We start from the raw sequence: 24,125 nt of genomic DNA, 5'->3' as shown, positions 1-24,125 counted from the left end.
CGCCGAACGTCAGCCCGGGAGCCGCGGACCGGCCTCGCGCTGCGCCGCCAGCCACGCCTCGACCTGGCCGGAGGTCCGGGGCAGGCCGGCCGACAGGTTGCGATACCCGTCCGCGGTGACCAGCACGTCGTCCTCGATGCGCACCCCGATCCCGCGCAGCTCCTCCGGTACCAGCTCGTCCTCGGGCTGGAAGTAGAGGCCGGGCTCCACGGTCAGCACATAGCCCTCGGCAAGCGTTCCGTCCCGGTAGTTCTGCTTGCGCGCGTTCGCGCAGTCGTGCACGTCGATGCCGAGCATGTGCCCGAAGCTGTGCAGCGTCCACCGGCGATAGACGGTGCTCTGCTCGCTCATCGCCTCGTCCACACTGACCGGCAGCAGGCCCAGGTCGTGCAGCCCCTCGGCGAGGGCCCGCATGCACGTCCGGTGGATGTGCTTGAACTCGACACCCGGCTTGGTCGCGTCCATGCCGGCCTGCTGCGACGCGTGCACGATGTCGTACACCTGGCGCTGCAACGGGGTGAACGTGCCGGACACCGGGACCGTACGGGTGACGTCGGCGGTGTAGAAGTTGTTGCCCTCGACGCCCATGTCCATCAGCAGCAGGTCACCGGGACGGGTCTCGCCGGTGTTGCGGATCCAGTGCAGGATCGTCGCGTGCGGCCCGGACCCCACGATCGAGCTGTACCCGACGTCGTTGCCGTCGTGCCGCGCCCGCAGCCCGAACACACCCTCGAGCAGCCGCTCCTTGACCGGGCGGTCGGCCGGCAGGATGCGTGCCACGTCCTCGAAGCCGTGCACCGTCGCGTCGATCGCGGCCTGCAGCTGGCCGATCTCCCACTCGTCCTTGACCAGCTTCAGCTCGGAGATGACCCAGGCGAGCTCGCGGTCGCGCGGCTTGTCGCGGTCCGGCTCGTAGGCCAGCACCGTACGGTCGATGTTCGGGTCGAGACCGCGCAGGACCCGGGTGCGGCCGGGCGCGGACAACGCCAGCGCGGTGCCGAGCTCGCCCAGCGAGGCGGTCTCGATGCCCAGCTCCTCGGACTTCTCGCCGAGCGTGTGCGTGCGGCCGATCCACAGCTCGCCGTTGCGGCTGCGGAAGAAGGCGTCGGTGTCCTTGGAGTTGCGCTGGTGCGTGTAGAGCACCGCGTCGTGCCCCGAGCCGGACGGCCGCATCACGAGCACGCTGTCCGGGTCGCGGTCGCCGGTCAGATACACGAAGTCGCTGCCGGGCCGGAAGACGAAGTCGGTGTCGTTGGCCCGGACCTTCTCGTTGCCGGACGGGATGATCAACGTTTCGCCGGGGAACGCCTCGGAGAGCGCCGCGCGTCGCTTCGCGTAGTTCGGCGCCTCGGGCCGGGCCGTGACCGACAGCGGATCGTCACGCCACCCCTGGCGCATGAACTGCAGAAAAGCCTCGGGAAAGTCCGGGTCGTGGGACTCGGTCTTCGCCTTTTCGGCCATAGTTGTTTGCCTCCGCTCTTCGATCCCCTGACGACGTTACCGGTTGACCGGACGAGGGCCAGACCGTGGCGGAGACCACGAGGCCGGATCGAACCGAGGTGGTGGAGCCCACGGTTCCGGGACCCACCGGGACCGCGTTCGCGCAAGCGGTGATCATGGTGGCGGGGGCGACGAGCGCTAATGCTCAGAAACGGTACTTAACGGGCGCGTACTGGCGCTCGGCGGTCGGGGGCGGAAGGCTGACCGTAACCAGACTAGGGAGTCGCAATGGGATACGCGGTGGTGCTCGGCGAAGCGCTGATCGACCTCCAGGAAGCGGAGATGGACGGTGCCGCCGTCTACCGTCACGCGATCGGTGGCGCGCCGCTCAACGTCGCGGTGGGTGCGACCCGCCTCGGTGGCCAGGTGGAGTACGGCGGGACCCTGGGCGAGGACGTCCTCGGCAACCGGATCGCCTCGTTCCTGCGCAAGACCGGGGTCGGGATGCGGGCCGCCAAGCGGGTACCGGTCTCCACCACGCTCGCGGTGACCACCTTCGTGGGCGCCGACCCGACCTTCACCTTCTACGGTGAGCCGCCCTCGTACTCGCTGCTCGCGCCCAACGACGTCGACCCGCGGCTGGTGGGCGGCGCCGCGGTGCTCTACGCCGGGTCGATCGCGCTGCTGCGCGAGCCGTTCCGGGCGGCCGCGCACAAGGCGTGGACGACGCCCGGCCCGCTGCGCGTCTTCGACCCGAACGTGCGGCCCACGCTCCTTCCGGACGGTGCCGCGGTGACCCGGCTACGCGAGCTGGTCGAGGAATACTTCGCCACCGCCGACCTGGTCAAGCTCAGCTCGATGGACGCCGACGTGCTCTACGACGGCGCGCACCCGGCCACGGCCGCGGCGCGGATCCTGGGCCTGGGGGCGAAGGCGGTGGTGGTGACGATGGGTGCCCGCGGGGCCTACGTGGCCGCGAACGGCAAGAACGCGACGCTGCCGGCCCCGGTGGTGAACGCGATCGACGCGACCGGTGCCGGCGACTCGGTGATGGGCGCGCTGGTCTACCGGCTGCTCGACGGCGGGATGCCCACCGACCTGGACGGATGGACCAGCGACGTACGGTTCGCGCTGGCCGTGGCCGGTCTCGTCTGCGAGCGCCGGGGCGGCGCCGTGGCGATGCCGACGCAGGACGAGCTGAAGGCGCGTTTCGGAGAAGATATCTAGAGGTCGCCGAGGGCGCGGGCGATGAACCGCTGCCGATCCAGCAGCATCCGCTCCACCCGCACCTCGGCCACCAGGGTCTCACCCTCCCGGACGATCACCTCGAACAGGAGCTTGCGCCCGTCCACTTTGGCGAGCGTGGCGAGCGCGGTGACCGTGTGGCCGACCGCGGTGGGCGCCCGGTGTTCCACCTCGGCGCGGACGCCGACCGTGGTGACCCCGCCGGGCATCTGCCGGGCGGTCGCCGCAACGGTGGCCGCCTCGGCCAGCGCCAGCACCCGTGGGGTCGCGAGCACGGGCACGTCGCCCGACCCGAGCGACTGGGCCGTGTCGGCATCGGTCACGGTCAACTCCACCCGGGCGGTCAGACCCGGGGCGAACTCCGGAAGCTCCATGCCAAGAGCTTAAATCTGCCGGGCCTGGCGAGCCCGCACCGCGAGCTGCTCGGCCAGCGCCCAGGCCTCGGAAAGATCACGGTCCTTGGCCTCGCCGGACCGGCCACCAGCCGTGTCCGCGTAGACGGTGGCCAGCCCGAGGAGCCGCTGCAACGGTCCCTGGATCACCCGGACGCTCTGCAGACGGGCGTACGGGACCAGGCTCATCTCGCGGGTGAGCAGGCCCGAGCGGGTGACGAAGACCTCGGGCGTCAGCCCGGCACCCAGGAAACGCAGGGCGAACGGGTTGAGCCAGCGGGCCCGCCGCGGTGGTGGCGTGGTGGCGAGCGCGGCCAGGTCGACGCCGGGCAGCACCTCCCAGACCAGGGCCCGCGCGGTGCCGAACTCGCCCACCGGGAGCAGCCGGTCGGATCGTTTGCTGTCGCCGCCGCCCTCGCCCGCGTACCCGGCGATGTCCAGCCGCATGTGCAGCCATTTCTTCGCCCGCCAGAGCAGCGGCCAGGTGACCCGCACCGACTGCACGCGATGCAGCGGCACCACCTGGCTGCGCGTCTCCAGCAGGCCGAAGCGCACCACCAGGCGGTCGCTCGGGTCACGCGCCAGCCGGAAATCCCAGTCCTGCAGCACGCGGCGCACCGGTTGCAGCAGCACACCGGCCATCGCGGTCACCGTGCTCGCGATGCCGATGAAGGTCCACGAGCCCTCCAGCACCGTCTGGGTGATCACGAACGCGATACCGAGCGGCAGGAAGAACGCCTGCGGGGTGAGCAGCTGGCTGATCAGCAGGTCACGGTTGTCGACCCGCAGCAGCGGACGTTCGAGGGCGGGCACGCTGGGTGCCGCGGCCGCCGGCCCGGTGGGGGCTTGCGCCGCCGCTTGCGTACGCCCCGCCAGCTCCAGAAGTCGTTCTCGCAACGCGGCGGCGTCCCGGACCGTGAGGTATGCCAGCGGCGCCTCGGTCTTGCTCCCGCCGACCACCTCGAGGCGTAGCTCGGCGAGCCCGGTGAGCTGGGCCAGCAGCGGCCGGCGCAGCTCCACGGCCTGTAACCGCTCCAGCGGGATGGCCCGGTTACGCCGCCAGATCAGCCCGTCCTGGATGCGCAGCTCCCGGCCGACCACGTGATACCCGGTGGTCAGCCAGCCGACGATCGAGAAGACCACGGTGCCGATCGCCAGCACCAGCACCACCAGCGCGAAGCGTTCGAACCCCACCGAATTGAGCGTCTGCCAGGACAGCGCCGCGATGATCACCGCGATGGTCTTGGCGCCGTGCAGCAGCGGGCTGAGCGGGTGCAGCCGCCGGCGCGGCTCGGCGGCCGGGACCTGCGGCGGCGCCTCCACCGGCAGCGACGGTCCGGCGGACGGGGGTGGGCCGGGCGCGGTCACAGGCCCTCGGCCCGGTCCTCGCCGAGGGCGGTGAGCCGGTCACGCAGCCGGGACGCCTCGGCGGGCGGCAACCCCGGCACCCGGGCGTCGCTGCCCGCGGCCGCCGTGTGCAGCTGCACCGTGGCCAGGCCGAACGCGCGCTCCAGCGGGCCCGCGGTGACATCCACGTACTGCATGCGGGCGTACGGGACGATGGACAGCCGGCGGATCAGCAGGCCGTGGCGGACCAGGAGGTCGAGATCGCGCTCGGCGTAGCCCCAGGCGCGCACCGCGCGGACCGTGATGATCGCGCGCCAGACCGCGTAGACCACCAGCACCGCCACGCCGGCGAGCCACCAGCGCGAGCCCTGCAGGCTCCACCCGACCAGGACGCCGGCCAGCAGCACGAGGAACCAGGTGCCCCGGCTGATCAGCTCCACTGTGATCAGCTTGCTCGACACCGGGCGCCACTCGACGGTGTCCGGCCAGGGTTCGAGAGCGTCGGCTGCGGGAACGGGGTCGGTCACACCTGAACCCTACGAGATCTGCGCATCCGTCGCCGCACCGAAGGGCGTCACTTCGCGCAGGAATCCGCGCATCTCCAAGAACGAGGAAAGATGCTCCCGATGGTCATCGCAGGCGAGCCAGGTCTTTCGATACTCCGGCGCGTGCAACTTCGGGTTGTTCCACCGCAGCATCCACCCGGCAGACGCACGACACCCCTTGGCGGAGCACTGCGGGAGGAGTTCGTCGGTCACCTGCCAACCATAGGGCAGCACCGACACATAGAGCGCCGGGCGACCACGGGGGAAGTCGCCCGGCGACGAGAGGAATGTTACACGCTTCACCCGCGTACGCATCCACCCGGCGTCGGTGCCTGTTCGAGCGCATCGCGCAGAAAGATCGACATGACCGGACCATGGCGGGTAAGCACGGCGGCGCGTATTACGGCACCCTGAGCGAGCTCTCAGACAAGTCGTGTAAGTCTTGGTGGTCGGCATCGAGCCGGCACCCCGTAACCGTGTGGAGGACCGGTGGCCCAGCCGCTCACGCCCGAGACCGACTCCAGTTCCGGCATCCCCGCGCCGGTGCCACCCGCCCAGGACGCGTCCCACCTAGAGCGGGCCATGTTCGAGGTCAAACGCGTGATCGTGGGCCAGGACCGGATGGTCGAGCGCATGTTCGTGGCGCTCCTGGCCCGCGGCCACTGCCTGCTCGAGGGCGTGCCCGGCGTGGCCAAGACGCTCGCGGTCGAGACGCTCGCGCGGGTCGTCGGCGGGACGTTCTCCCGCGTCCAGTTCACCCCCGACCTGGTCCCGGCCGACATCGTCGGCACCCGGATCTACCGGCAGTCCAGCGAGAAGTTCGACGTCGAACTAGGCCCGGTGTTCGTCAACTTCCTGCTCGCCGACGAGATCAACCGGGCGCCGGCCAAGGTCCAGTCGGCGCTGCTCGAGGTGATGGCTGAGCATCAGGTGTCGATCGGCGGGCAGACCCACGAGGTGCCCAACCCGTTCCTGGTGATGGCCACCCAGAACCCGATCGAGCAGGAGGGCGTCTACCCGCTGCCCGAGGCCCAGCGCGACCGGTTCCTGATGAAGATCCTGGTGGGTTACCCGACCGACGCCGAGGAACGCGAGATCGTCTACCGGATGGGCGTGAGCGCGCCCGAGCCGAAACCGATCTTCACGCCGGAAGACCTGCTGGGCCTGCAGCGCCGCGCCGACCAGGTGTTCGTGCACAACGCCCTGGTCGATTACACGGTCCGGCTGGTGCTCGCCACCCGTGACCCGGCGGGGCACGGCATGCCGGACGTCGCGCAGCTCATCCAGTACGGGGCGAGCCCGCGTGCCTCGCTGGGCATCGTGCGCGCCACCCGGGCCCTGGCGCTGCTGCGCGGCCGCGACTACGCCCTGCCGCAGGACCTGCAGGACATCGCGCCGGACATCCTGCGGCACCGGCTGGTGCTCAGCTACGACGCGCTGGCCGACGACATCCCGGCCGACCACATCGTCGCCCGGATCATGCAGAGCGTCCCGATGCCGTCGGTCTCCGCCCGGCAGGGCACCTCGCCGACGAACGGCGGACCGCCCCCGGCACCGGTCAGCGGCGTTCCCCAGGCAGGTGGCGGATGGCCGGCGCCGCACCAGTGACCGACACCGGCGAGGCCCGCGCCGAGGCGGTGCTGTCCCGGCTGCAGCTGCTCGTGACCCGCAAGCTGGACGGTCTGCTGCAGGGCGACTACGTGGGTTTACTGCCCGGGCCGGGCACCGAGGCGGGCGAGTCCCGGGAGTACCGGCCGGGCGACGACGTGCGCCGGATGGACTGGCCGGTCACCGCCCGGACCACCCTTCCGCACGTGCGCCAGACCGTCGCCGACCGCGAGCTCGAGACGTGGATGGCGATCGACCTGTCCGCGAGTCTCGAGTTCGGCACGTCCCGCTGGCTCAAGAGCGACCTGGTGATAGCGGCCGCGACCGCGATCGCCCACCTGACCGTGCGCGGCGGCAACCGGATCGGTGCGGTTGTCGGCACCGGCAGCGGCGTACCGGGAAAACGGCGGAAAGCGGAAGCGGACCACCCGGCCGTGCGCCGGATGCCCGCCCGGCCCGGCCGTAAGGAAGCGCAAGGGCTGCTCCGCGCGATCGCCCGCACCGAGGTCCGGCCCGGCCGCGCCGACCTGGGCGCGCTGATCGACATGCTGAACCGGCCGCCGCGACGCCGGGGGATGGCCGTGGTGATCTCCGACTTCCTGGCGCCGGTCGAGCAGTGGTCGCGGCCGGTGCGCAAGCTCGGCGTGCGGCACGACGTCCTCGCCATCGAGGTGGTCGATCCGCGCGAGCTGGAACTGCCCGACGTCGGCGTGCTCACGCTCGCCGATCCGGAGACCGGCGCGCTGCACGAGGTGCAGACCGCCGACCCCAAGCTGCGTCACCGCTACGCCGAGGCCGCGGCCGCGCAGCGTGGCGCGATCGCCCAGGCCCTGCGCGCGGCTGGTGCCGCTCACCTGCGCCTGCGTACCGACACCGACTGGCTGCTGGACATGGTCCGTTTCGTGGCCGCCCAGCGACACGCACGCACCCGGGGGACCACTCGATGATCCGTTTTCTGGAACCCGGCTGGCTGCTGGCGATGCTGCCCGTGCTGGCGGTCGCCGGGGTCTACGTGTGGCGTCAGTTCCGCCGCCGCCAGTACGCGATGCGCTTCACCAATGTCGACCTGCTGCGCACGCTGGCGCCGCGCGGGCTCGGCTGGCGCCGGCACGTCTCGGCCGCGGCGTTCCTGCTCAGCCTGCTCATCCTGGCGGCCGCGCTGGCCCGGCCCTCGGTCGACAAGGAGGAGCCGCTGGAGCGGGCCACGGTGATGCTGGCCATCGACGTGTCGCTCTCCATGGAGGCCGACGACGTGGCCCCCAACCGCATCGAGGCGGCGCAGGAGGCGGCGAAGCAGTTCGTCAACGAGCTGCCCCCGTCGTACAACCTGGGCCTGGTGTCGTTCGCGAAGTCGGCGAACGTGCTGGTGTCGCCGACCAAGGACCGCTCCGAGGTGATGGCCGGGATCGACGGCCTGACGCTGGCCGAGGCGACCGCGACCGGTGAGGCGGTGTTCACCTCGCTGGACGCGATCCGCTCGGTGCCGGCCGACGGCGCGGACGGCGCCCCGCCCGCCCGGATCGTGCTGCTCTCCGACGGTTACCGCACGTCGGGCCGCTCGATCGAGGACGCGGCGACCGCGGCGGCGCAGGCCAACGTGCCGGTGTCGACGATCGCGTTCGGCACCGACAGCGGCGTGGTCGACATCCGCGGCCAGTTGCAGCGGGTGCCGGTCGACCGGTTGTCGTTGCAGCAGCTAGCCGACCAGACGAAGGGCTTCTTCTACGAGGCCGCCACGGTGGGCGAGCTGAAGAAGGTCTACCAGGACATGGGCAGCTCGATCGGCCACCGGGTGGAACCCCGCGAGGTCACCCAGTGGTACGCCGGTTTCGCCCTGCTCCTCGGCCTGGCAGCAGCCGGGGCATCGATGATCTGGACCAGTCGGTTGCCGTGATTCCTGGGGTCTGTCCGGCCGCTCACGGACGCCGTGAAAGGCGGGACAGACCCCAGAACAACTCAGGCGTTGCTGTGGATGACGACAAACAGAATCACCACCCAGGCGGCGGCGATCGTGAAGCTGATGGGCGCGACGAAGTTCTTCATCATTGAGCTACTTCCGCTCGAGTCGGACGAGGAAAGCGCACACATGATGTCGCGGCCGGCACCTCGCTTCCGGCGTCGCGGTGCACACGACAAACCCGGCACGTGCCGTCACATAACGGGCAGACCGGTGGAAACGAGGCGGGTGACAGTCAGCGGTCAGACGCGCTGAAAGGCGGCCCGGCCACGACTAGGAGGATCGCTATCTCGCACAGCGATCACCTCCCTGATGTTGTCGTGCCGGTGTCAGGACCGACGGGAATCGTACTCCTTAAGTCGGACTTAAGAAACGTCGCCCGGCGCGTCGTGCCCGAGACCACCCGAGAGGACGATGTCGGTCACTGATCGCAGCGTCGCGCTGCCCGGCACGAGGTAGTAGTCGTGGCCCGCGACACCCCCGGTGGGCAGGGCGGTCGCGCCGAATCCGGCCGACGACGGGCGCTTGCCCAGCCCGATCCCGAAGAGCCGCACCTGCGGGATGCGCCGGATCCAGTCGTGCGGCGCGAGCGCGGTCCAGACCCGGGCGCCGCCGAGGTCCGCGGCCTTGCCCACGCCCATCCCGGGCGAGCCCAGCGCGATCACGTCGGACACCTCGGGCAACCGCTTGGCGGCGAGGCCGACCACCATCGAGCCGTAGCTGTGGCCGATCAGCGTGACGTCCACGTCCGGCCGCTGCGCGAGCAGGTCGCGCACGAAGGTCGTGAGCGCCCGGGCGCCGGTCCGCGCGCGACCCTCGGTCGCCGCGTCCCAGCCGATGCCGTTCGGCGGGTCGTAGCCCAGCCACGCGATCACGGCGGTGTCCGTGCTGCGCTTGGCGAGCTGCTGGTAGAGGGCGCGGGCCTGCACACCCGGCGCGCGGCGGGGCACGCCGCCCAGCCCGCGGTCGAAGTCGGCCAGTGTGGTGTCCACGCCCGGCACCAGGATCGCCACCCGGTGAGCCCGGGTCAGGTCGCCCAGCACCTCGACGGCCTGCCCGTCGCCGGCCGGGTCGAACTCGAGGAAATGCCGGCCCTGGGCGGCCCAGGTGGCGTACGGACATCCGGTCGCGAGCATGCGAACGGCGCTTTCCCGGTACGCCTCGGAGATCGCCGGCAGGTGCTTCGCCGGCGATGCGTGCGACGGGAGCGGAAGCAGCAGGAAGACGGTGAGCAGGGCGACGGCGGTGATCGGCAGGTTTCGCATGGGGCGCAGCGTCCGATCGCGACGGCACCCGGATCGTCACCCCACGGACCGGTCTTGCCCGTGCTACCCCGGTATGACGAGCCCCGTCTCGTACGCGAAAACCACCGCCTGCGCCCGGTCCCGTAGCCCTAACTTGGCCAGGATCCGTCCGATGTGGGTCTTCACGGTCTGCTCGGCGACCACCAGCTCCTCGGCGATCTCCTGATTGGACCGTCCGCGTGCGATCAGCCGCAGCACGTCGGTCTCGCGCGGGGTGAGCGCGTTCAGCGCGGCCGGCCGTGGCCGGTCGCGGTGCGGCCGGGCGGCGAACTCGGCGATCAGCTTGCGGGTCACCGACGGCGCGAGCAGGGCCTCGCCGGCCGCCACCACCCGCACCGCGTTGATCAGATCGGCGGCCGGAGCGTCCTTGAGCAGGAAGCCGCTGGCCCCGGCACGCAGCGCCTCGTAGACGTAGTCGTCCAGGTCGAAGGTGGTCAAGATGAGGATCCGGGGGCCGCCGGCCAGCCGCCGGGTCGCCTCGAGGCCGTCCATCTCCGGCATCCGGATGTCCATCAGCACGACGTCCGGGGCGAGGTCCCGGCATCGGGTGACCGCGGCCGCGCCGTCCGCGGCGTCACCCACCACGACGATGTCCGGCTGGGCGCCGAGCAGCGCGCCGAAGCCCTCGCGGACCATCGCCTGATCGTCCGCGATGAACACCCGAATCATGAAGCGCTCTCCAGGGGCAGCCGGGCCAGTACCACGAAATCGGATTCGTCGGACGTGGCGGTAAGTGATCCACCGAGGAGCGTCGCACGCTCGCGCATCCCGACCAGTCCGTGGCCGGTGGTTCCGGCGGCGACACGCGCCACGAGGCGGTTCCGGACCGCGATCTCCAGCGCGTCCGGCCGGACCCGCACGTCGACGGAGACGGGCTGGCCCGGAGCGTGCCGGGCGGCGTTGGCGAGCGCTTCCTGAACGATCCGATACGCCGCCAGACCCGCCGTCTCCGGAATCGAGACCTCGGGCAGGGCCAGCGTGACCGGGACGCCCGCACTCCGGGCCGTCTCGACCAGCTCCGCCAGGTCGGCCAGGCCCGGTTGCGGTGCTGTTCGGACGGTCTCCTCCTCGGCCCGCAGCACGCCCAGCAGGCGGCGCATCTCGGAGAGGGCCTCGCGGGCCGCCGTCGCGATCGCGGCCAGTTCCTGCTGTGCGGGCTCGGCCAGGCCGGTGAGCCGGAAGGGCGCGGTCTCGGCGCGTACCGCGATCATCGACATGTGGTGGGCCACGACGTCGTGCATCTCGCGGGCGATCCGGGTCCGCTCCTCGAGCACGGCGCGTTTGGCCCGCTCGAGCTCGGTGAGCTCCTCCTTCTCGGCGATCAGTTGCCGGGTACGCCGTCGCCGGTACACGATGTCGCCGATCGCCGCGACCGCCACCAGCAGGACGGCCGGCCCCCACTTGTTGACCCCCGGCGGGTAGACAATGGCCGGGACGAGGCTCAGCACGGTCGCCCAGACGGTCACGGCGGTGCCTCGTGTGCCGGCCAGCCGGAACATCACGAGCAGGAACAGGGGAATCTGGACGGGGTTCCAGGGCCACACCTCGCGGGGCGTCGCGTTGATGGCGCCGACGAACAGCATCACGAAACCGACGCGCCAGCCCCACGTCGGATATCGGTAGGCGACCGCGGCCTGGAGCACCGATCCGATCGCCATGATCACAATCACGATCTGGGGCAGCACGCGGGTGTCGCTCAGGTACTCCGCGGCGGCGAAGCCCAACCCGATCAGTGCGAGTAGACCTAACGGCACGGCGTACGCGGCGGCACGCCGACGCAACGGGGGCCGCGGCACCTCGCCACTCCAGAGAAGCTCGCGGAGAGGCCCCATGGCTCGGTGCCTGGTCGAGGGCCGGATAGTCTCCACGCGGGCAGGTTACGGCGCGCATCCGGCGATGTCGTGCCCCCGGGGTGCTATCCCGCACCCACTACCTGGGTATGAGGGAGTGTTGGTCGTGGCTCGCACGGTATTGGTGACTGGCGGCAACCGTGGCATCGGTTATGGCATCGCGCAGGCCTTCGCGAAGCAGGGGGATCGGGTCGCGGTCCTGCACCGGGGCGGAACGGCGCCGGAGGGCATCGAGGGCGTCCTCGGCGTCAAGGGCGATGTCACCGACACCGCCTCCGTCGATGCCGCCTTCACCGAGGTGGAGGAGAAGCTCGGACCGGTCGAGGTCGTCGTCGCCAACGCCGGGATCAACCGCGACACGCTGCTGCTGCGCATGAGCGACGAGCAGTGGGACGAGGTGCACAACACCAACCTCAAGGGCGCGTTCCGGGTGGCCCGGCGGGCCAGCAGCAAGATGCTGCGCGCCCGGTGGGGCCGGATCATCTTCATCGCGTCGGCGAGCGGGCTGGCCGGTAACGCCGGTCAGGTGAACTACACGGCGGCCAAGGCGGGTCTGGTCGGCATGGCCCGCAGCATCACCCGCGAGCTGGGCAGCCGGAACATCACCGCGAACGTGGTGTCGCCCGGCTTCACGCACTCCGAGATGGCGCACGCTACGCCGCAGAAGGTGCTCGACGAGGCCATCAAACAGATCCCGGCGGGCCGCTTCGCCGAGCCCGAGGAGATCGCCTCGGTGGTCACCTTCCTGGCCAGCGACGCCGCCGCGATGGTGTCCGGCAACGTGATCACGGTCGACGGCGGCATGACCATGGGCCACTGACAAAGCCCGTAAAAACATAGAAGGAGCGATATTTCGTGTCTGGACTGCTGGCCGGCAAGCGTCTGCTCGTCACCGGCGTGATCACCGACTCCTCGATCGCGTTCGGGGTGGCGAAGGTGGCCCAGGAGAACGGCGCCTCCGTGGTGCTGACCGGCTACGGCCGGCTCTCGCTGGTGGAGCGGATCGCCAAGCGGCTGCCCGAGACGGCGCCGGTGATCGAGCTCGACGTGACCAACGCGGAGCATCTGGCCGCCCTGCCGGACAAGGTCCGCGAGCACATGGACGGGGTCGACGGCCTGGTCCACTCGATCGGGTTCGCCCCGCAGAGCGCGCTCGGCGGCCAGTTCCTGAACGCGGGCTGGGACGACGTGTCCACCGCCCTGCAGGTCTCCACGTACTCGTACCAGTCGCTCGCCGTCGCGTGCCTGCCGCTCATGCAGCCGGGCGGCTCGATCGTCGGGCTGACCTTCGACGCGACCAAGGCGTGGCCGGTCTACGACTGGATGGGCGTCGCCAAGGCCGGCCTCGAGTCCGCCTCCCGTTACCTCGCGCTGCACCTGGGTAAGCAGGGCATCCGGAGCAACCTGGTCTCGGCCGGTCCGCTGCGCACCATGGCGGCCAAGTCGATCCCCGGCTTCGAGCAGTTCGAGGAGGCGTGGTCCGAGCGGGCGCCGCTCGGCTGGGACCTGTCCGACACCGAGCCGGCCGCCCGTGCCGTCTGTGCCCTGCTGTCCGACTGGTTCCCGGCGACCACGGGTGAGATCGTGCACGTCGATGGGGGCTACCACGCGCTCGGCGCCTGACGCGAGGGAGGATGGGCCGGTGGTTTACGACGCGTTCGTCCTGATGTCGTTCGGTGGGCCGGAGAAGCCCGATGACGTGATGCCGTTCCTGCGCAACGTGACGCGCGGTCGCGGCATCCCCGAGTCCCGATTGGCCGACGTCGCCGAGCACTACATGCACTTCGGTGGCGTGTCGCCGATCAACGAGCAGAATCGGTCGCTGCTCGCCGCGGTGTCGTCGGATTTTTCGGCCAACGGCATCGATCTGCCGACATATTGGGGCAACCGCAACTGGCAACCGATGATCGAGGACACCGTCGCCCAGATGCGCGACGACGGGATCACGCACGCGCTCGGCTTCGCCACCAGCGCGTACGGCGGCTACTCGTCGTGCCGGCAGTACTGGGAGGACATCGACCGGGCGCGCCAGGCGGTCGGCAAGGGCGCCCCGATGATCTCCAAGCTGCGTCAGTTCTGGGACCACCCCGGCTTCGTCGCGCCACACACCGACGCCGTACGGGACGCTCTGGGCACGTTGGATCCGGCGCGGCGCGCCACCACCCGGCTGGTCTTCACCGCGCATTCGATCCCGGTGTCGATGGCCCGCACGGCCGGCCCGGAGGGCGGGCGGTACAACGCTCAGCTCGAGGAGACCGCCCGGCTGGTGCACGCCGGCGCGGCACCGGACCTGTCCTGGGACCTGGTGTGGCAGAGCCGGTCCGGCCCGCCGCAGGTGCCGTGGCTGGAACCGGACGTGAACGATCACCTCTCCGCGCTGGCGGAGCAGGGCGTCACCGATGTGGTGGTGAGCCCCATCGGTTTCGTCTCCGATCACCTCGAGGTCATCTGGGACCTCGACAACGAGGCTGCGGAAATGGCGAAGAAGCTGGGTCTGGGGTACGCCCGCGCGGCCACCCCCGGAACCGACCCGCGCTTCGTCGCCATGGTGCGCGAGCTGGTCCAGGAACGCACGTCGGATGCGCCGCGCCGGCGGCTCGGGACGCTCCCGGTCTGGGACGCCTGCCCGGTCGGCTGCTGCACACCACCACAGCGACGAGGAGCATGATGCCCGAACGCAAGGCCATCGAGAGCTGGCTCACCGACATGGACGGGGTTCTCGTGCACGAGGGTGAGCCGGTCCCCGGCGCGCCCGAGTTCGTGAACCGGATGAAGGAGTCCGGCAAGCCGTTCCTCATCCTCACCAACAACTCGATCTACACCCCGCGCGATCTGCAGGCCCGGCTCAACCGCATGGGCTTCGAGGTGCCCGAGCAGTCGATCTGGACGGCGGCGCTGGCCACCGCCCAGTTCCTGGCCGACCAGCGGCCGGGCGGCTCGGCGTACGTGATCGGCGAGGCCGGCCTGACCACGGCCATGCATGCCGCCGGGTACGTGCTCACCGAGTTCGAGCCCGACTACGTGGTGCTCGGCGAGACCCGCACGTACAGCTTCGAGGCGATCACCAAGGCCATCCGGCTGATCGACTCCGGGGCGAAGTTCATCTGCACGAACCCGGACGCGACCGGGCCGTCCAACGAGGGCGCGCTGCCGGCGGCCGGCTCGGTGGCCGCGATGGTCTCGAAGGCGACCGGCGTGGAGCCGTACTTCGTGGGCAAGCCGAATCCGATGATGATGCGGTCGGCGCTGAACACCATCGAGGCGCACAGCGAGAGCACCGCGATGATCGGCGACCGGATGGACACCGACATCCTGTGCGGGCTCGAGGCCGGGCTGGAGACGATTCTGGTGCTGACCGGCATCAGCACGCGGCAGGAGAGCGAGCGGTACCCGTTCCGCCCGTCGCGGATCGTCAACTCGGTCGCCGACCTGATCGACGAGATCTGACCGTTTTGGGCGTTTAGTCTGGAGGGGTGCCGCGCCCCCACCACCGCCGCCGCGCGACGGCCGGCCTGTTGGCCCTCGTCGCCGGCGGGGTCTTCCTCCGTCCCGGGGCCGCCGCCGATGTCCGCCGGCCGGCCCCGCGTGCCACACCGCCGCCCACGGCCGTTGTCGTCCCGGTCGCCGCGCCGGCGCCCCGGCACCTTCCGAAGATCGACTATTTCGGCGTCCCGGCCGGGTTCCCGGCCGATCCCCGGCCCGGCTCGACCACCGCCGTCACCGAAGGGCTGCACCCGGCTCGGCACCTGCCCGTCTACGACGCGCCCGGCGGCCGGCCCCGCGCCTTTCTGCCCCGCACGATCAGCGAGCTGCCGGTGGTCGCGCCGATCGTGGCGCGCCGGCCGGGCTGGGTGGCGGTGCTGCTGCCGTCGGCCAACCGGCGGATCGGGTGGCTGCCGGCCGGCGGGTGGACCCCGATCGCCCTGCGCGACCACGTCGAGGTGAGCCTGCGCGAGCATCGGCTGACCTGGCTGCGCGACGGCCGCCGGCAACGCGCATGGACGGTCGCCGTCGGCGGGAAGCGCACACCCACGCCGTACGGGCGCACCTTTGTCTTGGGCCGGACCGGGACGCACGGGGCGGTCTACGGCGGGCTGGACGCGATTGTGCTCGCGGCGGTGCCGGAGCATCGCGGGAACCTGGCGCCCGGCCTGCGCGACGGGCACACCGGCATCCACGGCTGGGCGCGCACGTGGGCGTTCGGGCGCAGCGTCTCCAACGGGTGCGTGCGGATCCCGCCGGAGGCCCAGCGCATCCTGCTACGGCACCTGGGGCCGGGCACCACCGTCCATGTCCGATAGCGGGCGCTACCGTTGCGGCATGACCCCCGCCGAACGTCTGACCGTTCTTCTGGAGGCGCTGCCGTCCGAGGAGCGCCGCGAGATCACCGCCTGGCTTCTCGACCGGCATGCCGCTCAGCCGTCCCGCTCGTGGGTGACCCTGTCGAGCGGGCCCGGCCAGCGGCAGGCCGGCGCCAGCCTGCTCGAGGCCGGCGAGGACACCCAGCTCGTCGGGATCCGGCTCACCGCCGACCGGCACGCCGAGCTGCGCGACTGGTGCCTGGCGCACGGTTTCACCATGGCCGCCGTGGTGCGCGGCCTGATCGACCGGTTCCTGGACGAGGAGGCGGGCCGGTGAGCCAGGTCATCGCGGCGGCCTGGGTCTGCGTCCGGGATCGGCGGGTGCTGGTGGTGCGGGCCACCGATTCGGACGCCTTCTACCTGCCCGGCGGCAAACCCGAGCCCGGCGAGACGTACGCGGAGGCGGCCGCGCGCGAGGTGAAGGAGGAGGTCGGCCTGGTGCTGGACGCCGCGTCGCTGCGCCTGTTCCGGGACATCGTGGCGCCGGCGCACAACCGTCCACCCGGTACGACGGTGCGGCTGATCTGCTTCACCGGCGGCACCCACGACGGCGAACCGCGCCCGGACGCCGAGATAGCCGAGCTGGACTGGTTCACCTCGGCCGACTCGGCACGCTGCGCGCCGGCGATCCGGGTGCTGCTCGACGAGCTGGTCGCCGCGGCCCTGATCGACTAACGCCGATAGCGCTCGCTATCGGCGAACCAGCGGTCGGTCACCGCGGTATGCAGGTCGAACCCCAGCGGTCCCGGGGCTCGCAGGATCTCCCAGCCGTGCGACTCGTCGTTGCGGGTGGACGAGGGGAGGTCGTCCACCTTGGCCGGCGGGAACAGACCGAACACCAGCAACGTGCCGTCGGGCGCGCTGACCGTGTCGTACAGGCGTACCGAGGAAGGATCTGAGCGCAACCCGGTCTCCTCGCGCAACTCCCGCGCCGCCGCGGCCTGCCACGTCTCGCCCATCTCGATGTAGCCGCCCGGCAGGGCCAGGCGGTCCGCGGCGGGCGGAATCGCGCGCCGCACCACCATCAGGCCGGCGTCGACCGGCTGGACCGCCACCGCCACCGGCGACGGGTTGAGATAGCTCACCTCGCCGCACGCGGCACACCGGCGCGGCCACGGCTGATTGACGGTGAATCGCGCCCCACAGAAGGTGCAGTGGGCGAATTTGTCAGGCATGCAACGGACTGTTGCAGGCGGCCACCAGCGCCACCCGGCACGCCGTCGTCAGCGGCCGCAGCGCGGCGTCACGTTGCTGAGCCTCGTAATTGTTGATGGCGCCGCCCGGAGCGCTCGTGCCGGCCAGGGCGAGCACCTGGTCGAGGACGCTGGCCCGGGCGAACAGGCGACGGGCCCGCGGGTCGAACCCGCGCGGCAGGGTGGCCGTGCTTTCCGGGCGGCGCAACGCCTGCAGCGCCCCGGCCAGCTCGGGCTTCCACTGTGCGACGTCCAGCTTGGTGAGCTGCTCGGTGGCCTCGCCCAGCGCGGCGGTCAGCTCGCTCTCGGCCTCGGCGGCGCCCATCTGGAAGACCGGCCGATATTCGTTCACCGGGTAGACCCGCCAGAGCACCGTCTCGAACTCCACGCCCGACCCGGACGTATGCCGGCGCACCTCGGGAACCACGCCGAACGACGGTGTCATCACGGCCTCGCCGGCCAGCAGGGCCGCGCCGGTCAGGTCGGCCGAGCCGGGACCGGGCAGGCCGCGCGGGTCGCCGGGGGCCGGCAGCACCAGCCGGATGTCATCCGGGTGAACCTTGGCGAACATGGGCAGAGCCTGCGACAGAGGCACGTCTTTCCACGTGCCGGGGGCGTCGGCGACGAGGTGTTCCTCGCCGGCCGCGATCTCGTCGGCCAGCTCGTCGAACGGCACCAGCCCGGCGCGCCACGCGCGCACCCAGGCAACGAACCGGGTGGAGCGCCGCGCGGTGCGGGTGGCCGCATCAGCTGCGGGGGACATGCGAGCAAGGGTACGTGGCAGTCGGGAAGTCTGTCTCGGTCGGAGCGTCAGAAACGTGGTGTCTCAACGCACGGGTTACCGTGCGTGGCATGTATGGGGAGGACGTGCTCAAGGGCGACTGGCGGCGACGCAAGGTGGTTCCCGAGGTCGACGCCGAACGTGACCTGGTCGTCGAGGATGTGGAGTCCGGGTTCTGCGGCGCGGTGGTGGGATTCGAGCTCGGCGCGGTCGTTCTGGAGGACCGGCACGGCAAGCGGCGTAACTTCCCGCTGTCACCCGCTGCGTTTTTGCTCGACGGGAAGCCGGTCACCCTGCGTAAGCCGCAGGTCAAAGCGCCGCCGCAGCGAAAGATCACAGCGTCCGGGTCGGTCGCCGTCGCGAACCAGAAAGCTCAGGTCGCCAAGGCCAGCCGGATCTGGGTCGAGGGCATCCACGACGCCGCGCTGGTCGAGCGCATCTGGGGCGACGACCTGCGGGTCGAGGGCGTCGTGGTGGAACCGCTGGACGGCATCGACGATCTTCACCAGGCGGTGCGGGAGTTCGGGCCGCGGGCGGACCGCCGGCTCGGCGTCCTCGTCGACCACCTGGTGCCCGGTTCCAAGGAGAGCCGCATCGTCGCCGCCGTCACCGACGCGAACGTGCTGGTCACCGGCCATCCCTACATCGACATCTGGCAGGCCGTGAAGCCGGCGCGGGTGGGCATTCGGGAGTGGCCGGTGATCCCGCCGGGACGCCCGTGGAAGGAGGGCATCTGCGCGGCGCTGGGCGTGCGTGAGCCCGCCGACATGTGGCGGCGCATCCTCGGCTCGGTCTCCAGCTACAAGGACGTGGAGACGCCGCTGATCAACTCGATGGAACGGCTGATCGACTTCGTCACGGTCTGAACGCCCGGCCCAGCAATGCCGCGGCCTCGGCGAGGCGGTCCGGCGCATGCGCCGCATACCCCAGGACGAGCCCCGGCGGGCCCGGCGTCAGGCGGTGCCACGACAGCGGATGCACCAGTACGCCGGTTTGTGCGGCCCGCCGTGCGAGGACCTCGTCGTCCGGGCCGCCGGGCAGCATGATCAGCAGGTGCAGACCGGCCGCCACGCCGGTGACCTGGGCGTCCGGCAGATGGGCACGCAACCCGGCGAGCAGCGCGTCCCGCCGGCGGCGCTGCCGGTCGCGTACGTGCCGCAGGTGCCGCTCGTAGTCGCCGTTCGCGAGCAGCCGCGCCAGCACCAGTTGCGGCAGCGCCGGATTGCCCAGGTCGCTGTCGTGCTTGGCGGCCAGCAGCTCGGGTTGCATCCGGCGCGGCGCGATCAGCCAGCCGAGCCGCATCCCCGGCGCGAGAGACTTCGAGACACTTCCCGCGTACGCGACGTGGTCCGGCGCCGAGCCTTGGAGGGCGGCCACGGGTGCCCGGTCGTAGCGGTGCTCGGCGTCGTAGTCGTCCTCGATCACCAGCCCGCCCCGGTTCAGCAACGCGCGCCGCCGCGCCGGGCTGAGCACGACCCCGGTCGGGAACTGGTGGGCCGGGGTCAGCAGCGTGACGTCCTGCTCGATGTCGGCCACCCGGATGCCTTCGTCGTCCACCGGGACGGGGCACGGGCGTACCCCCCAATGGGTCATCTGATCGCGGGCCCCACGCGAGCCCGGGTCCTCGACCGCCGCCTCCCGGGTGCCGGCCGCGTACAGCGTCTGTGCCAGCAACGCGAGGGCCTGCGCCACGCCGCCGACCACGATCACGTCGTCCGGGTCGGCCCGCACGCCCCGGGTCCGGGCCAGCCAGCCGGCCAGCTCGGCGCGCAACCGGGGACTGCCGCCCGGGTCGCCGTAGCCCAGATCGGCCGAGGTGACCTCGTCGAGCACCGTGCGTTCGGCGCGCAACCACTGCGTACGGGGAAAGGCGGCCAGGTCCGGCACGCCGGGGGAGAGGTCGATGTCGATGCCCTCGGCCGGCGGCAGCGGCAGTTGCAGACCGGCGAGCGCGTGCCGCCGGTCGGACGGCGGCGACATCGGCGCGGGGGAGGCGATCACCGTGGTGCCGGCGCCGGTCCGGGCCGCGGCCAGGCCCTCGTCGACCAGCCGCTGGTAGGCGTCGACGACCACGCCGCGGGAGACCTCCAGCTCGGCGGCGAGCCGGCGGGTGGCGGGCAGGCGGGCGCCGGGGGAGAGGCGACCGGCGATGATCGCCGCCCGCAGTCCCTCGGCCAGCCACGTGGTCAGCCCCTTGGCCGGCGCGCGGTCCGGGTCGAGCTGGAGGAAGTCGGAAATTGGTCCCCCTCGGCACGCTCCGATTGGTCCTTCAACCGGACCATACCCGTTGCGAGCATCGAGGGGTGAAAACCTTGGCCGGGGCACTCGGCATGATCTTCGTCGGCGGCAGCGTCGCCGTCTCCGGTGCGCTCGCCGACGCGCCGGTCCTGACCGTCCAGGCATTGCGGTACGCCGTCGCCTGCCTGCTGCTGGTGTTGTATGCCCGGTTCTCGAGGGCGCGGCTCGCGTGGCCGCACGGCACCGAGTGGCTGTGGCTCGGCGGGGTCGTCGCCACCGGCATGGTGATCTTCAATCTGGCCCTGGTGCACGGCGCCGCGCACGCCGAACCGGCCGTGCTGGGCGTGGCCGTGGCGTGCGTGCCGATCCTGCTCGCGGTGGCCGGCCCGATCCTGGAGGGCCATCGCCCGGCGGCCCGGCTCGTCGCCGCCGCGCTGACCGTGACCCTGGGAGCCGCGCTGGTGCAGGGCTTCGGCCGCGCGGACGGCATCGGCCTGCTCTGGGCCGCGGTGACCTTCGCGTGCGAGGCCGGGTTCACCCTGCTCGCCGTCCCGGTGCTGGGCCGGCACGGGCCGATCGGCGTCTCGGTGCACTCCACCTGGCTGGCCGCGGTGGTGTTCGGCGTGCTCGGCCTGGGTGTGGAGGGGCCGCTCGCGGTGACCACATTGCACCGTGACGACGTGCTCGCCGGGTCCTATCTGGCCGTCGCGGTCACCGCGCTCGCGTTCGTGCTCTGGTACACGTGCGTGGCCGGGATCGGCGCGGCCCGCGCCGGGCTGCTCACCGGCATCGCCCCGATCGCGGCGGCCGCGACCGGGGTGCTGCTGGGCGGGCCGATCCCGGGTTTCTCGGTGTGGCTGGGGGTGCTGGTGGTGGCCCTGGGAATGGTTCAGGCCAGGCGGAACGGGTCGCGGGTGAAGACGAAGGTGGCGATGTCCAGCGCTCGGACCGAGTCGTCCGGGTCGCGCAGAATGTCCAGCACCTCGCCCTCGTTGTCGCCGTCGACGCCGCGCCAGCGGTCCGGCGCCTCCCGCGCGAACACCGACCGGTGATGCGGCCCGGTCATCGTCAGCTCGTCGCCCTCGGTCCGTACGTGATACTCGCGCCCCATCCACCACCAGCGTCCGGACAGCTCCCCCGGCGGCGCACTGGAAGGCCGCCATGGCTGCGGCAGGTCCGGTTCGGCGTTCACCGCCGCGGTCAAGGCTCGTAACGCGACGTCCTGGATCGTCGTGCCGCTCAGCCCGTACGAGTTGGCGAACGCGACGACGCCGAGCCGGCTGCGCCGATGAACCGCGAAATGAGCGACATATCCAGGCATCGACCCGCCGTGCCCCACGTAGATCCGCTCCCCGACCCGGAAGAGCTGCGGGCCCAGGCCGTGCCCGCCGGTCCACGACTCCAGGTCGCTGATCACCACCGGCGTGCACATCTCGTCGACCGTCTCGCGGGACAGCACCGCCGGGGCCGGGTCGGCCAGGAACGCCACCCACTTCGCCATGTCGGTCACCGTGGACCAGAGCTGCCCGGCCGGCGCCATCGCCCCGGCGTCCAGGCGCGGCTCCTCGTGCATCGAGCCGTCCAGCTGATGCACCACGTACCCGCGGGCGAACGGCTCCATCGGCGCGTACGTGGTCCGTTTCATCCCGAGCGGGTCCAGCACCCGCTTGGTGACCAGGGCCGGCCAGCTCTCCCCGGTCGCCTTCTGCAGGACCGCGCCGAGCAGCCCGTACGCCAGATTGGAGTAACGGAAGCGGCGGAACGGCGGCCCGCACACCTTGTCGTACCCCAGGTCGGCGAGAAGTTTGTCCACGTCGCCGCCGGTGGCCCGCTCCCACCACGGCCCGTCCGGCTCGCGCTGCAGGCCGGAGACGTGCCCGAGCAGCTGGCGCAGCGTCACCCCGCCGATCGGGGTGCCCGGCAGATGGCGGTAGAGCAGGTCGTCCAGGGCGAAGAACCCCTCGTCCCGCAACTGCATGACCATCGCGGCGGTCATCGTCTTGGTGATCGACCCGATCCGATACTGGGTCTTCGCGTCCGGTACCGGATTTTCCCCGGCAGCCGCGAAATGCAGCACGACCCGATCCCGGACGATCGCCAGGGCCAGCGACGGGGTACGCCCTCCGGCCTGCGCGCGAGTGGCGATCTCATCGACCTGACGGCCGGTTTCCGGCAGCAACGACAACGCCTGCACCCTTCTCCACAGCGACTGATGGGACTAACTGCGATACCTGCGTATCCGTGACGTCGCCGTAGGTGCACGCACGTGTCACGATCTAAGGGTGGAAGCGATTCTGTGGATCGTGCTCGGCATCGCGCTGGCGGTCGCCGAGGCTTTCACCGCGACCTTATTGATCATCTTCTTCGCGGCCGGAGCGTTCGCGGCCGCCGGTGCCGCCGCGCTCGGAGCGCCCCTCCTCCTCCAGGTGATCATCTTTGCGCTGGTCTCCGGCCTGTCCGTGGCCGCGCTCCGCCCGATCATCCTGAAGCATGCGAAGGCCGCTCTCGAGCCGGGTGAGACGCCGTTCGGGCTCAACGCCCTCGAGGGCAGCCACGGTACGGTCCTCGAGGAGGTCGACGGCGACAACGGCATGATCAAAATCGGCGGTGAGATCTGGCAGGCCCGCGCGTTCGACCATCAAGAGAAATACCTTCCCGGTGAGCGCGTCCGGGTCATCAAGCTCAGTGGCGCCACCGCCATAGTGTGGCGCGACGATCTGCCCAACATATAGAGAGGCGCCATGGAAGCCGTGATCGGTGTACTCATCATCGTCATTCTGGTGTTCGCCATAGTGACGCTGCTCCGGTCCGTCCGTATCGTCCCGCAGCAGCGGATGGACGTCGTCGAGCGTCTCGGCAGGTACAAGAGGACCCTCAGCCCGGGCCTCAACCTGCTGGTCCCCTTCGTCGACTCGGTGCGGAGCAAGGTCGACATGCGCGAGCAGGTCGTCTCGTTCCCGCCCCAGCCGGTGATCACCTCGGACAACCTGGTCGTCTCGATCGACACGGTGCTCTACTTCAAGGTCGTCGACCCGGTCCGGGCCACGTACGAGATCTCGAACTTCCTCCAGGCCATCGAGCAGCTGACCGTCACCACCCTGCGGAACGTCATCGGTTCGCTCGACCTCGAGCGCGCCCTGACCAGCCGCGAGGAGATCAACCGGCACCTGTCCACGGTGCTCGACGAGACCACCGGCCGCTGGGGCATCAAGGTCACCCGGGTCGAGATCAAGGCGATCGAGCCGCCGCCCAGCATTCGCGACTCGATGGAGAAGCAGATGCGCGCCGAGCGGGAGCGTCGCGCCACGATCCTGAACGCCGAGGGTCACAAGCAGGCCCAGATCCTCACCGCCGAAGGTGAGAAGCAGGCCGCGGTGCTCAAGGCCGACGGTGACCGGCAGGCCCGGATCCTGCAGGCCGAGGGCCAGGCGAAGGCCATCCGCACGGTGTTCGACGCCATCCACACCGCGAACCCGTCGCAGAAGGTGCTGGCGTACCAATACCTGCAGGCCCTGCCGCAGATCGCCAACGGCACGGCCAACAAGGTCTGGATCGTGCCGACCGAGCTCAGCCGGGCCCTGGACGGTCTCGGCGGCGCGCTGGGCGGCCTGGCCAACATGGCGGGCGACGTACCGAAGGCGGGTCTGGACACAGAGTCGGTCGAGCGCGAGGCGGAGGCCGCGGCGGCCTCGGCCGCGGCCGAGGCGGAAAAGGTGAACAACCAGGTCCGCGAGGCCGAGGAGCAGGTCAGCGGCGGTCCCAACTCGCCGTCGGCGTTGCCCGCGCCGGAGCCGATCCCGCCGTCCGCCGCGCTCGGCGGCGCCGACTACAACGGCGTGGCGGATCGCGAACGCGCCTAGAGAA

Annotated in this window: 26 protein-coding genes and 1 pseudogene; 15 read left to right on the top strand and 12 right to left on the bottom strand. The window is 71.2% G+C overall.

What is annotated here, in order from left to right:
* Positions 1-9 precede the first annotated feature (9 nt).
* Positions 10-1,461 (bottom strand): aminopeptidase P family protein, encoded by a 1,452-nt coding sequence (locus HH310_RS38660; RefSeq protein ID WP_169180724.1) that lies wholly within the window; start codon positions 1,459-1,461, stop codon positions 10-12.
* Between the two features lie 267 nt (positions 1,462-1,728).
* On the opposite strand from HH310_RS38660, the gene HH310_RS38655 reads away from it, so the two are divergent.
* Positions 1,729-2,667 carry a carbohydrate kinase gene (locus HH310_RS38655; RefSeq protein ID WP_169180723.1) on the top strand — a complete coding sequence of 313 codons (939 nt, stop codon included), beginning with the start codon at positions 1,729-1,731 and terminating at the stop codon, positions 2,665-2,667.
* Here the strand turns inward: HH310_RS38655 and HH310_RS38650 are convergent.
* Genes HH310_RS38650 through HH310_RS38635 form a run of 4 tightly spaced genes read right to left on the bottom strand, consistent with a single transcriptional unit; the run spans position 2,664 to position 5,182 of the window.
* The gene (locus tag HH310_RS38650; RefSeq protein ID WP_169180722.1) at positions 2,664-3,059 is read right to left on the bottom strand and encodes a thioesterase family protein; all 396 of its coding nucleotides are present in this window, start codon (positions 3,057-3,059) and stop codon (positions 2,664-2,666) included. The genes HH310_RS38655 and HH310_RS38650 overlap by 4 nt on opposite strands.
* 9 nt (positions 3,060-3,068) lie before the next feature.
* Positions 3,069-4,445: a PH domain-containing protein gene (locus HH310_RS38645; protein WP_169180721.1), complete on the bottom strand. Its 1,377-nt coding sequence runs from the start codon at positions 4,443-4,445 to the stop codon at positions 3,069-3,071.
* The gene (locus HH310_RS38640; RefSeq protein WP_169180720.1) at positions 4,442-4,951 is read right to left on the bottom strand and encodes a PH domain-containing protein; all 510 of its coding nucleotides are present in this window, start codon (positions 4,949-4,951) and stop codon (positions 4,442-4,444) included. The genes HH310_RS38645 and HH310_RS38640 overlap by 4 nt, the downstream gene beginning before the upstream one ends.
* A 9-nt stretch (positions 4,952-4,960) precedes the next feature.
* Complete coding sequence (locus HH310_RS38635; protein ID WP_169180719.1) at positions 4,961-5,182, bottom strand: hypothetical protein; 222 nt, start codon at positions 5,180-5,182, stop codon at positions 4,961-4,963.
* 276 nt (positions 5,183-5,458) lie between these two features.
* Between HH310_RS38635 and HH310_RS38630 the strand changes: the two genes are divergently transcribed.
* Genes HH310_RS38630 through HH310_RS38620 form a run of 3 tightly spaced genes read left to right on the top strand, consistent with a single transcriptional unit; the run spans position 5,459 to position 8,471 of the window.
* The gene (locus HH310_RS38630; protein WP_169180718.1) at positions 5,459-6,577 is read left to right on the top strand and encodes a MoxR family ATPase; all 1,119 of its coding nucleotides are present in this window, start codon (positions 5,459-5,461) and stop codon (positions 6,575-6,577) included.
* Complete coding sequence (locus tag HH310_RS38625) at positions 6,556-7,524, top strand: DUF58 domain-containing protein (protein ID WP_169180717.1); 969 nt, start codon at positions 6,556-6,558, stop codon at positions 7,522-7,524. Before HH310_RS38630 ends, HH310_RS38625 begins: the two co-directional genes overlap by 22 nt.
* A complete protein-coding gene (locus tag HH310_RS38620; protein WP_169180716.1) occupies positions 7,521-8,471 on the top strand; it encodes a VWA domain-containing protein in 951 nt (316 codons plus the stop codon). The genes HH310_RS38625 and HH310_RS38620 overlap by 4 nt, the downstream gene beginning before the upstream one ends.
* A 428-nt stretch (positions 8,472-8,899) precedes the next feature.
* On the opposite strand, the gene HH310_RS38615 is transcribed toward HH310_RS38620, so the two are convergent.
* The 3 genes from HH310_RS38615 to HH310_RS38605 form a co-directional block, all read right to left on the bottom strand.
* A complete protein-coding gene (locus HH310_RS38615; RefSeq protein WP_169180715.1) occupies positions 8,900-9,799 on the bottom strand; it encodes an alpha/beta hydrolase in 900 nt (299 codons plus the stop codon).
* Positions 9,800-9,862: 63 nt separating this feature from the next.
* The gene (locus HH310_RS38610) at positions 9,863-10,507 is read right to left on the bottom strand and encodes a response regulator transcription factor (protein ID WP_169180714.1); all 645 of its coding nucleotides are present in this window, start codon (positions 10,505-10,507) and stop codon (positions 9,863-9,865) included.
* A complete protein-coding gene (locus HH310_RS38605; RefSeq protein WP_169180713.1) occupies positions 10,504-11,670 on the bottom strand; it encodes a sensor histidine kinase in 1,167 nt (388 codons plus the stop codon). Before HH310_RS38605 ends, HH310_RS38610 begins: the two co-directional genes overlap by 4 nt.
* Before the next feature lie 124 nt (positions 11,671-11,794).
* Between HH310_RS38605 and fabG the strand changes: the two genes are divergently transcribed.
* The 7 genes from fabG to HH310_RS38575 are packed head-to-tail and all read left to right on the top strand — an operon-like array spanning position 11,795 to position 16,724.
* Positions 11,795-12,508, top strand: coding sequence for a 3-oxoacyl-ACP reductase FabG (fabG, locus tag HH310_RS38600; RefSeq protein ID WP_169180712.1), 714 nt, complete (start codon positions 11,795-11,797; stop codon positions 12,506-12,508).
* Between the two features lie 35 nt (positions 12,509-12,543).
* Positions 12,544-13,311 carry an enoyl-ACP reductase FabI gene (gene fabI, locus HH310_RS38595; protein ID WP_169180711.1) on the top strand — a complete coding sequence of 256 codons (768 nt, stop codon included), beginning with the start codon at positions 12,544-12,546 and terminating at the stop codon, positions 13,309-13,311.
* Positions 13,312-13,330: 19 nt separating this feature from the next.
* On the top strand, positions 13,331-14,356 hold the full coding sequence (locus HH310_RS38590) for a ferrochelatase (RefSeq protein ID WP_169180710.1): 1,026 nt from the start codon (positions 13,331-13,333) through the stop codon (positions 14,354-14,356).
* Positions 14,302-15,135, top strand: a complete 834-nt coding sequence (locus HH310_RS38585) for an HAD-IIA family hydrolase (RefSeq protein ID WP_396027570.1) — start codon at positions 14,302-14,304, stop codon at positions 15,133-15,135. Before HH310_RS38590 ends, HH310_RS38585 begins: the two co-directional genes overlap by 55 nt.
* A gap of 26 nt (positions 15,136-15,161) precedes the next feature.
* Positions 15,162-15,989 carry a L,D-transpeptidase gene (locus HH310_RS38580; protein WP_312034600.1) on the top strand — a complete coding sequence of 276 codons (828 nt, stop codon included), beginning with the start codon at positions 15,162-15,164 and terminating at the stop codon, positions 15,987-15,989.
* A gap of 19 nt (positions 15,990-16,008) precedes the next feature.
* Entirely contained in the window at positions 16,009-16,326 is a 318-nt protein-coding gene (locus HH310_RS43360; protein WP_211193169.1) for a hypothetical protein, read from the top strand.
* Positions 16,323-16,724 (top strand): NUDIX domain-containing protein, encoded by a 402-nt coding sequence (locus HH310_RS38575; protein ID WP_312034599.1) that lies wholly within the window; start codon positions 16,323-16,325, stop codon positions 16,722-16,724. The genes HH310_RS43360 and HH310_RS38575 overlap by 4 nt, the downstream gene beginning before the upstream one ends.
* Here the strand turns inward: HH310_RS38575 and HH310_RS38570 are convergent.
* Both HH310_RS38570 and HH310_RS38565 read right to left on the bottom strand, forming a co-directional pair.
* Entirely contained in the window at positions 16,721-17,224 is a 504-nt protein-coding gene (locus HH310_RS38570) for an NUDIX domain-containing protein (RefSeq protein WP_169180707.1), read from the bottom strand. The two genes, HH310_RS38575 and HH310_RS38570, sit on opposite strands and share 4 nt — an antisense overlap.
* Complete coding sequence (locus HH310_RS38565; RefSeq protein WP_169180706.1) at positions 17,217-18,005, bottom strand: hypothetical protein; 789 nt, start codon at positions 18,003-18,005, stop codon at positions 17,217-17,219. Before HH310_RS38565 ends, HH310_RS38570 begins: the two co-directional genes overlap by 8 nt.
* An 89-nt stretch (positions 18,006-18,094) precedes the next feature.
* Here HH310_RS38565 and HH310_RS38560 point away from each other — a divergent pair, with 89 nt between their 5' ends.
* Complete coding sequence (locus HH310_RS38560; protein ID WP_169180705.1) at positions 18,095-18,889, top strand: DUF3097 domain-containing protein; 795 nt, start codon at positions 18,095-18,097, stop codon at positions 18,887-18,889.
* Here the strand turns inward: HH310_RS38560 and HH310_RS38555 are convergent.
* Positions 18,879-20,348 carry a PLP-dependent aminotransferase family protein gene (locus HH310_RS38555; protein ID WP_312034598.1) on the bottom strand — a complete coding sequence of 490 codons (1,470 nt, stop codon included), beginning with the start codon at positions 20,346-20,348 and terminating at the stop codon, positions 18,879-18,881. The two genes, HH310_RS38560 and HH310_RS38555, sit on opposite strands and share 11 nt — an antisense overlap.
* A gap of 5 nt (positions 20,349-20,353) precedes the next feature.
* Here HH310_RS38555 and HH310_RS38550 point away from each other — a divergent pair.
* Positions 20,354-21,091: pseudogene (locus tag HH310_RS38550) on the top strand (DMT family transporter); the annotation flags it as partial.
* A 59-nt stretch (positions 21,092-21,150) separates the two neighbouring features.
* Here the strand turns inward: HH310_RS38550 and HH310_RS38545 are convergent.
* Positions 21,151-22,446, bottom strand: a complete 1,296-nt coding sequence (locus tag HH310_RS38545) for a serine hydrolase (RefSeq protein WP_169180703.1) — start codon at positions 22,444-22,446, stop codon at positions 21,151-21,153.
* Between the two features lie 97 nt (positions 22,447-22,543).
* Here HH310_RS38545 and HH310_RS38540 point away from each other — a divergent pair, with 97 nt between their 5' ends.
* Together HH310_RS38540 and HH310_RS38535 are read left to right on the top strand one after the other, a co-directional pair.
* On the top strand, positions 22,544-22,993 hold the full coding sequence (locus tag HH310_RS38540) for an NfeD family protein (RefSeq protein WP_169180702.1): 450 nt from the start codon (positions 22,544-22,546) through the stop codon (positions 22,991-22,993).
* Positions 22,994-23,002: 9 nt separating this feature from the next.
* Entirely contained in the window at positions 23,003-24,121 is a 1,119-nt protein-coding gene (locus HH310_RS38535; protein WP_169180701.1) for an SPFH domain-containing protein, read from the top strand.
* The last annotated feature ends 4 nt before the right edge of the window (positions 24,122-24,125 follow it).

The organism is Actinoplanes sp. TBRC 11911 (genome assembly GCF_012933445.1).
GTDB lineage: Bacteria > Actinomycetota > Actinomycetes > Mycobacteriales > Micromonosporaceae > Actinoplanes.
This window is presented reverse-complemented; position numbering and strand designations above follow the sequence as displayed.

Coding starts and splice junctions, on each gene's coding strand:
- HH310_RS38615 (WP_169180715.1), bottom strand. CDS start 9,799: ATGCGAAACCTGCCGATCACCGCCGTCGCCCTGCTCACCGTCTTCCTG.
- HH310_RS38560 (WP_169180705.1), top strand. CDS start 18,095: ATGTATGGGGAGGACGTGCTCAAGGGCGACTGGCGGCGACGCAAGGTG.
- HH310_RS38650 (WP_169180722.1), bottom strand. CDS start 3,059: ATGGAGCTTCCGGAGTTCGCCCCGGGTCTGACCGCCCGGGTGGAGTTG.
- HH310_RS38610 (WP_169180714.1), bottom strand. CDS start 10,507: ATGATTCGGGTGTTCATCGCGGACGATCAGGCGATGGTCCGCGAGGGC.
- HH310_RS43360 (WP_211193169.1), top strand. CDS start 16,009: ATGACCCCCGCCGAACGTCTGACCGTTCTTCTGGAGGCGCTGCCGTCC.
- HH310_RS38535 (WP_169180701.1), top strand. CDS start 23,003: ATGGAAGCCGTGATCGGTGTACTCATCATCGTCATTCTGGTGTTCGCC.
- HH310_RS38605 (WP_169180713.1), bottom strand. CDS start 11,670: ATGGGGCCTCTCCGCGAGCTTCTCTGGAGTGGCGAGGTGCCGCGGCCC.
- HH310_RS38620 (WP_169180716.1), top strand. CDS start 7,521: ATGATCCGTTTTCTGGAACCCGGCTGGCTGCTGGCGATGCTGCCCGTG.
- HH310_RS38565 (WP_169180706.1), bottom strand. CDS start 18,005: ATGTCCCCCGCAGCTGATGCGGCCACCCGCACCGCGCGGCGCTCCACC.
- HH310_RS38655 (WP_169180723.1), top strand. CDS start 1,729: ATGGGATACGCGGTGGTGCTCGGCGAAGCGCTGATCGACCTCCAGGAA.
- HH310_RS38570 (WP_169180707.1), bottom strand. CDS start 17,224: ATGCCTGACAAATTCGCCCACTGCACCTTCTGTGGGGCGCGATTCACC.
- HH310_RS38625 (WP_169180717.1), top strand. CDS start 6,556: ATGGCCGGCGCCGCACCAGTGACCGACACCGGCGAGGCCCGCGCCGAG.
- HH310_RS38660 (WP_169180724.1), bottom strand. CDS start 1,461: ATGGCCGAAAAGGCGAAGACCGAGTCCCACGACCCGGACTTTCCCGAG.